The sequence below is a fragment of the Saccharomonospora iraqiensis subsp. iraqiensis genome (assembly GCF_000430445.1).
GTDB lineage: Bacteria > Actinomycetota > Actinomycetes > Mycobacteriales > Pseudonocardiaceae > Saccharomonospora > Saccharomonospora iraqiensis.
Map to the genome: position 1 here is coordinate 22,496 of NZ_KE387137.1, position 6,134 is coordinate 28,629.

8 protein-coding genes are annotated in these 6,134 nt (G+C 69.8%); 2 read left to right on the plus strand and 6 right to left on the minus strand.

Features of this window, described 5'->3' with window-relative positions:
• The 6 genes from ACTIR_RS27010 to ACTIR_RS0120730 all read right to left on the minus strand — a co-directional run.
• Positions 1–242 (minus strand): hypothetical protein (locus ACTIR_RS27010; protein WP_411431341.1); only part of this gene is annotated, 242 nt, incomplete at its 3' end.
• A 240-nt stretch (positions 243–482) separates the two neighbouring features.
• Positions 483–821, minus strand: coding sequence for a HepT-like ribonuclease domain-containing protein (locus tag ACTIR_RS0120710; RefSeq protein WP_026455699.1), 339 nt, complete (start codon positions 819–821; stop codon positions 483–485).
• Positions 811–1,119: a nucleotidyltransferase family protein gene (locus ACTIR_RS0120715; RefSeq protein WP_026455700.1), complete on the minus strand. Its 309-nt coding sequence runs from the start codon at positions 1,117–1,119 to the stop codon at positions 811–813. Before ACTIR_RS0120715 ends, ACTIR_RS0120710 begins: the two co-directional genes overlap by 11 nt.
• 40 nt (positions 1,120–1,159) lie before the next feature.
• A complete protein-coding gene (locus ACTIR_RS0120720) occupies positions 1,160–1,957 on the minus strand; it encodes an exodeoxyribonuclease III (RefSeq protein WP_026455701.1) in 798 nt (265 codons plus the stop codon).
• A gap of 178 nt (positions 1,958–2,135) precedes the next feature.
• Entirely contained in the window at positions 2,136–2,468 is a 333-nt protein-coding gene (locus tag ACTIR_RS0120725; protein ID WP_026455702.1) for an SH3 domain-containing protein, read from the minus strand.
• Between the two features lie 234 nt (positions 2,469–2,702).
• Positions 2,703–3,926: an NADP-dependent isocitrate dehydrogenase gene (locus tag ACTIR_RS0120730; protein ID WP_026455703.1), complete on the minus strand. Its 1,224-nt coding sequence runs from the start codon at positions 3,924–3,926 to the stop codon at positions 2,703–2,705.
• A gap of 455 nt (positions 3,927–4,381) precedes the next feature.
• On the opposite strand from ACTIR_RS0120730, the gene ACTIR_RS0120735 reads away from it, so the two are divergent.
• Both ACTIR_RS0120735 and ACTIR_RS24650 read left to right on the plus strand, forming a co-directional pair.
• On the plus strand, positions 4,382–4,570 hold the full coding sequence (locus ACTIR_RS0120735; protein WP_026455704.1) for a DUF1918 domain-containing protein: 189 nt from the start codon (positions 4,382–4,384) through the stop codon (positions 4,568–4,570).
• 351 nt (positions 4,571–4,921) lie between these two features.
• On the plus strand, positions 4,922–6,134 hold a 1,213-nt coding region (locus tag ACTIR_RS24650), incomplete at its 3' end, for an MFS transporter (protein WP_233345961.1).

Here is a 6,134-nt window from a genome sequence, read left to right on the forward strand (position 1 = left end):
GGTGTCGGCGCGCTCGCCTCCGCGACCGGGGCCGGTTCCTCCGGCGCGCGCGGCCTGCGCCGTTGCCGGACGACACCGGCGGCCATCCCCACGACGCCCAGGGCGACGGCGATCATGCCCACGGGCCCGAGAAGTCCGAACGTCAGCGCGTTCGGTTCGGCCTGCACGACCCGTCCGGCGGCCTCCGCCGACGCGGTCCCGGCGGCGACGGGCAGCGTCGTGACCAGCACACCGGCCGTCACACCCGCACCCCGGACACCGCGCACGACCGGCCGACCCGGTTCGCTGGCTGGGTTGCGCACCGCAGTGCCTCCCGCATCATCAGTCACGCTTTCGCCGACGCGCTCACACAGTGGTGTGAACATCGCCGAGTGGACGCTACCGAGCGTGTCAACGTCACACGCCCGGAACGGGGGACGAGATTAGCGGTCCCCGTCACACCGAGGGACACGGGGGTGGTGCCGCGCAGCCGCGGCAGACGGCTACCCGTCGAGGAGCCGCCGTAGTACGTCGTCCAGCACCGGAACCCGATCGGTCAGCACCTGCCACACGAGTGCGTCATCGACCGTCGCGTAGCCGTGGATCAGGATGTTCCGGAAGGCGACGATCCGGCCGAGCTCCGGGATCTTCGACGCGACCGACGGGTCGCACTTCGACAGCTGGTTCAGCGATTCCCCGACGATTTCGAACTGACGCTCCACGGCAGAGCGGAGAAGTACATCGCCTTCGTAGTCGGCGAACGTTTTCCCGGAACTGAATTCACGCAGCAACGCGACGGCCCGTGACGCGTCCCAGAGGTACTTGCGCGGATCAGGCCGCATACAGGACTTCCCGGGTCCGCACCACGTTCTCGCGGAAGTACGGATTGCGCAGACCCGCCGAGGTGATGACGTCCACCGGGCGGCCGAGGATCCGCTCGAGACCCTCTTTCAACTCGAAATAGGCGGTGAAGTAGTCCGCACCGGGCCCGAGATCGAATTCAACCAGAACGTCGACATCGCTCGACGCGACGTCGAATCCGCCGGTAACGGCGGATCCGAACACGTCGAGGCGACGCACCGACAGTTCCTCGCACAAGCGCTCGATATCACGACGCTTCTCCTCGAGGAGAGCGTGCAAGGACATCACCTCCCGCCCGGACCGCCCGAATTATGCCGCATCAGCTCCGGTAGGTCACGGTGAGCGGGGCGTGGTCACTCCACCGGAGGTCGTAGGAGGGGGCGCGCTCGACCGTCGCCGTCTCGGCGCGGCCGGCCAGGCCCGGGGTGGCGACCTGGTAGTCGATGCGCCAGCCGGAGTCGTTGTCGAACGCCCGGCCCCGGTACGACCACCAGGTGTACGGGCCGGGCCCGTCCGGGTCGAGCCTGCGCTGCACGTCCACGTACCCGGCCTCGTCGAACACGCGGCCGAGCCATTCCCGTTCCTCGGGCAGAAAGCCCGAGTTCTTCCGGTTGGCCTTCCAGTTCTTCAGGTCGATCTCGGCGTGGGCGATGTTCCAGTCCCCCACCACGAGCACCTCCCGCCCGTCGGCGGCGGCCTTGTCCCGCAGTTCGCTCAGGTACGGCAGGAACGCGGCCATGAACCGCTCCTTCTCCTCCTGCCGGGGCGTGCCGACATCCCCACTGGGCAGGTAGAGGCTCGCGACCACGACACCGGGCAGCCACATCTCCGCGTAGCGCCCCGAGTCCTCGAACTCGGCGGCGCCGAAGCCGATGCGCGTCGCCTCCGGCTCGGCCCGGCTGTAGAGGCTGACGCCGTTGCGGCCCTTGACCGAGCAGTCGGCGTGCACGGCGTGCCAGCCGTCCGGCTCGCGCAGCGCGGCGGGCAGGTCGTCCGGCGCGGCACGGACCTCCTGGCAGGCGACCACGTCGGCGCCGGTGGCGCCGAACCACTCGGTGAAGCCCTTCTTCGCGGCGGCCCGCAGGCCGTTCACGTTCACGGTGGAGACGGTGAGCACGCCGCGCAGGCTACCCCGTGCGGCCGTCGCCGTGCCGTCACCGCGGGCGGCGCATGGCGGAGTTCACCGTGGATCCGTGGGTGCCGGGTGTGGCCGGTCGGCGCACCGCCCGGCCGGCGATCCCACCGCCGTCCGTTCGACAGGCGTCGGTTCCCACAGCCGTCCGTTCCCGCGGCCGTCAACCGCAGTCGGCGCCCTCGACCGGACGCAGGAACTCGTCGGCGGCCCAGCGTTGTCCGGTGATCCTGCGGAAGCCGTCGCGCACCTCGTCCGTGGCGTCGGTCTCGACGTCGGCCCGCAGCCGGTCGACGACCTCGTGTTCCGTACCCGGCCCCGCCCGCACGTTGAGGACGTCCGCGGTGACCACCACCCGGCAGGCCGCCGCCGCACCGTCCGGCCCGTCCCCCGCGTCGGCCTCGGACTCGCGCTGCTCCGAGCCCGCCGAGTAGATGATCGCCAGCCCCAGCACCACCGCGGCCACCACGACGATCCGCTTCGGTATCCCCAGCACGCCGGACTCCTCACGGACTGCGACAGGATCACTCGGCAGAGTAGCCACCAGGCCACGTCGTCGACAGGCCCGAGCGGGCGAATCACCCCGTCGGGGCGGCGACGGGGCGTACCGGACAGCGCCCCGGACCGGGACCGGGTACGGGCACCGTGCCCCCACCGCACACAGTGAGGGGCACTTCCCCTGCGATCGATGCAGGGAAAGTGCCCCTCACGCGAGAACCGGGCGGGCGGGTCAGCCCTGGGCGATCTTGGCCGCGAGGTTGCGGTCCAGCGTGGCCAGGAACTCCTGCGTGGTCTGGAACGGGGTGTCCCCGCCGACCAGCAGCGCCAGGTCCTTGGTCATCTTGCCGCTCTCCACGGTCTCGACGACCACCTGCTCCAGCTTGTTCGCGAAGCCGACCAGCTCGGAGTTGCCGTCGAGCTTGCCCCGGTGCTCCAGCCCGCGGGTCCAGGCGAAGATCGAGGCGATCGGGTTGGTCGAGGTCGGCTTGCCCGCCTGGTGCTGGCGGTAGTGCCGGGTGACGGTGCCGTGCGCGGCCTCGGCCTCGACGGTGCGGCCGTCCGGCGTCCGCAGCACCGAGGTCATCAGGCCGAGCGAGCCGAAGCCCTGCGCCACCGTGTCGGACTGCACGTCACCGTCGTAGTTCTTGCAGGCCCAGACGTAGCCGCCCTCCCACTTGAGGGAGGCCGCCACCATGTCGTCGATCAGCCGGTGCTCGTAGGTCAGCCCCTTGGCCTCGAAGTCGGCCTTGAACTCCTTCTCGTAGATCTCCTCGAACACGTCCTTGAACATCCCGTCGTAGGACTTCAGGATCGTGTTCTTGGTGGACATGTACACCGGTATCTCGCGGTCGAGGCCGTAGCGCAGCGAGGCGCGGGCGAAGTCCTCGATCGAGCGGCGGTAGTTGTACATGCCCATCGTGACGCCGCCGCCCTCGGGGAACTTGGCGACCTCCATCTCGATCGGCTCCGACCCGTCCTCCGGCGTGTACGTGATCGTCACCGTGCCCGGGCCCGGCACCTTGAAGTCGGCGGCCTTGTACTGGTCGGCGTGGGCGTGCCGGCCGATGATGATCGGCTGCGTCCAGCCGGGGACCAACCGCGGGATGTTCGAGATGATGATGGGCTCGCGGAAGACGACGCCGCCGAGGATGTTGCGGATGGTGCCGTTCGGGCTCCGCCACATCTTCTTGAGGCCGAACTCCTCCACCCTGGCCTCGTCGGGCGTGATGGTGGCGCACTTGACGCCCACACCGTGCTTCTTGATGGCGTTCGCCGCGTCGACCGTGACCTGGTCGTCCGTGCGGTCCCGCTCCTCGATGCCGAGGTCGTAGTACTCGAGGTTCACGTCGAGGTACGGGTGGATGAGCTTGTCCTTGATGAACTGCCAGATGATGCGGGTCATCTCATCGCCGTCGAGCTCGACGACGGTGCCCTCGACCTTGATCTTGGCCATGAGCGGCGGCGCTCCTCTCGCGGATCTCGCGGTAGTTCGGCACGTGGTAGCGGTACAAGCGTACTGCTAATACCGGCCGCACGTCTCCTGCCCCGCAATCTACGGCCAACCTCACACCCCGGTCCGCTCCCGCGAGTAACCAGCACACCACCGCGAGTCGCCACCCCATGCCCGCGAGTCGACACCTCTGATCCGCGAGTCGACACCTCTGGCCCGGGAGTCGACGCCCCGAATCGCACGGACCCTCACGGGACGCCGCGCGGAACGTCAACTCGCAGGCACGGAACCGGCAACTCGCAGGCGCGGAGCGTCAACTCACGGGCCTGGAACGGCGACTCGCGGGTATGGGGTGGCGACTCGCGGGTGGGTGGGGGACCCGACCGAGGGGGGTCGGGGGTTTCGACTCGCCGGGGGGCCGGGGCGCTCCTACCCTGGCCGTACGGAGGTGGTCAACGATGCGAGCATCCGTGGGAGACAGGATCCGCGTACACGGGCGCACCGTGGGCGCGGGCGAACGGCAGGGCGAGATCGTCGAGGTGCGCGGCCAGCAGGGCGAGCCGCCGTACCTCGTCCGGTTCTCCGACGGCCACGAGGGCCTGATGTTCCCCGGCCCGGACTGCGAGGTCGAGGCACACTCCGAGTGACGCGGGCCGGCGCCCCACCGCATCCCGGCGATCCCACGGGCTCGATCGCCGGGATGCGGTGGGCACGGCCCACGAACACCGTTCTCAAACCCGCTCGTGGTCAGCGTCACTCTCACACGGGATGACACAGCGGGCATCTTCGGTTGAACTAGACACGAGATAGATTCCGGTCCCCGACGGACTCCGAAGGCGGAGGATCCCGGCCGGTTTCTTTCGGTCCTCCTCTGGATCGATCAAGCACCACCGACAATCCCGTCACCTCCCCCGCGGTTCAGGTGTCCGTACCCTCGTGCGCCCTGGACTGGATCGATTCAGAGACGCCCCGAACCGTTTCGTCCCGAAGGAGAGCCCGTGCCCATCGCGCTGCTCGCGCTCGCGATCGGTGCCTTCGGCATCGGTACCACGGAGTTCGTCATGATGGGGGTGCTGCCCGAGGTGGCCGCCGACCTCGGCATCTCCATCCCGTCCGCAGGCCACATGATCACCGCCTACGCGCTCGGCGTGGTGGTGGGCGCCCCGCTGCTCACCGCCGTGGCGGTCCGACTGCCCCGCAAGACCATGTTGATCGCCATGATGGCGGTGTTCACCCTCGGCAACGCGCTGTTCGCCCTGGCCCCGAATCACGAGACGGGGGTGGTGTTCCGGTTCCTCGCCGGACTGCCGCACGGGGCGTTCTTCGGCGCCGGTGCCGTCGTGGCGGCCAACCTGGTCGGCGCCCGCCGCCGGGCCAAGGCCGTGTCCATGATGTTCCTCGGCCTCACCCTGGCCAACGTGGTCGGCGTCCCCGGCGGGACGTTCCTGGCCCAGCAGGTCGGGTGGCGCGCGACGTTCGGTGCGGTCGCGCTGATCGGCCTCGTCGCGCTGGCCTCCATCGTGAAGCTCGTCCCCCGTCAGCCCCAGTCCGCCGACAGCTCGCTGCGCGGTGAGCTGCGTTCCTTCCGTCGCCCGCAGGTGTGGTTCGCCCTCGCGATCGTCACCTTCGGCCTCGGCGGCGGGTTCGCCAGCCTCAGCTACGTGACCCCGATGCTGACCGACGTGGCCGGCTTCGAGGCCTCCAGCGTGACGCTGCTGCTCTCGCTGGCCGGTGTCGGCATGACCGTCGGCAACGTGCTCGGCGGCAGGCTCGCCGACCGGTTCCCCACCGCGGGCCTCTACGGTGGCCTCGCCGCACTGGCCCTCGTGCTGTCGCTGTTCACCGTGACGGCCCACAGCCAGGTCGGTGCCGCGCTGACCCTGTTCGGCATCGGCATGACCTCCTTCATGATCGGCCCGATGATGCAGGCCCGGATCATGGAGAAGGCGGGTGGCGCCCAGTCGATGGTCTCCGCCGCCGTGCAGTCCGCGTTCAACATCGCCAACTCGATCGGCGCCTACCTGGGCGGTCTCGCGATCGCCGGTGGGTTCGGTCTCGTGTCGCCGAACCTCGTGGGTGCCGGCCTCGCCGTCGTGGGGCTGTCGCTGGCGGTGACCTCGGGCGTGGCCGACCGCCGTGCCAAGGCGAAGGCCGCCTCCGCGGCCGCGGACACCACCGCGGACACCGCCGACACCACCACGGCACCGGCCG

What these genes read in the sequence shown, in the direction of transcription:
- ACTIR_RS0120735 (WP_026455704.1), top strand. Translation starts at nt 4,382, where the DNA reads ATGCGAGCATCCGTGGGAGACAGGATCCGCGTACACGGGCGCACCGTG.
- ACTIR_RS0120730 (WP_026455703.1), bottom strand. Translation starts at nt 3,926, where the DNA reads ATGGCCAAGATCAAGGTCGAGGGCACCGTCGTCGAGCTCGACGGCGAT.
- ACTIR_RS0120710 (WP_026455699.1), bottom strand. Translation starts at nt 821, where the DNA reads ATGCGGCCTGATCCGCGCAAGTACCTCTGGGACGCGTCACGGGCCGTC.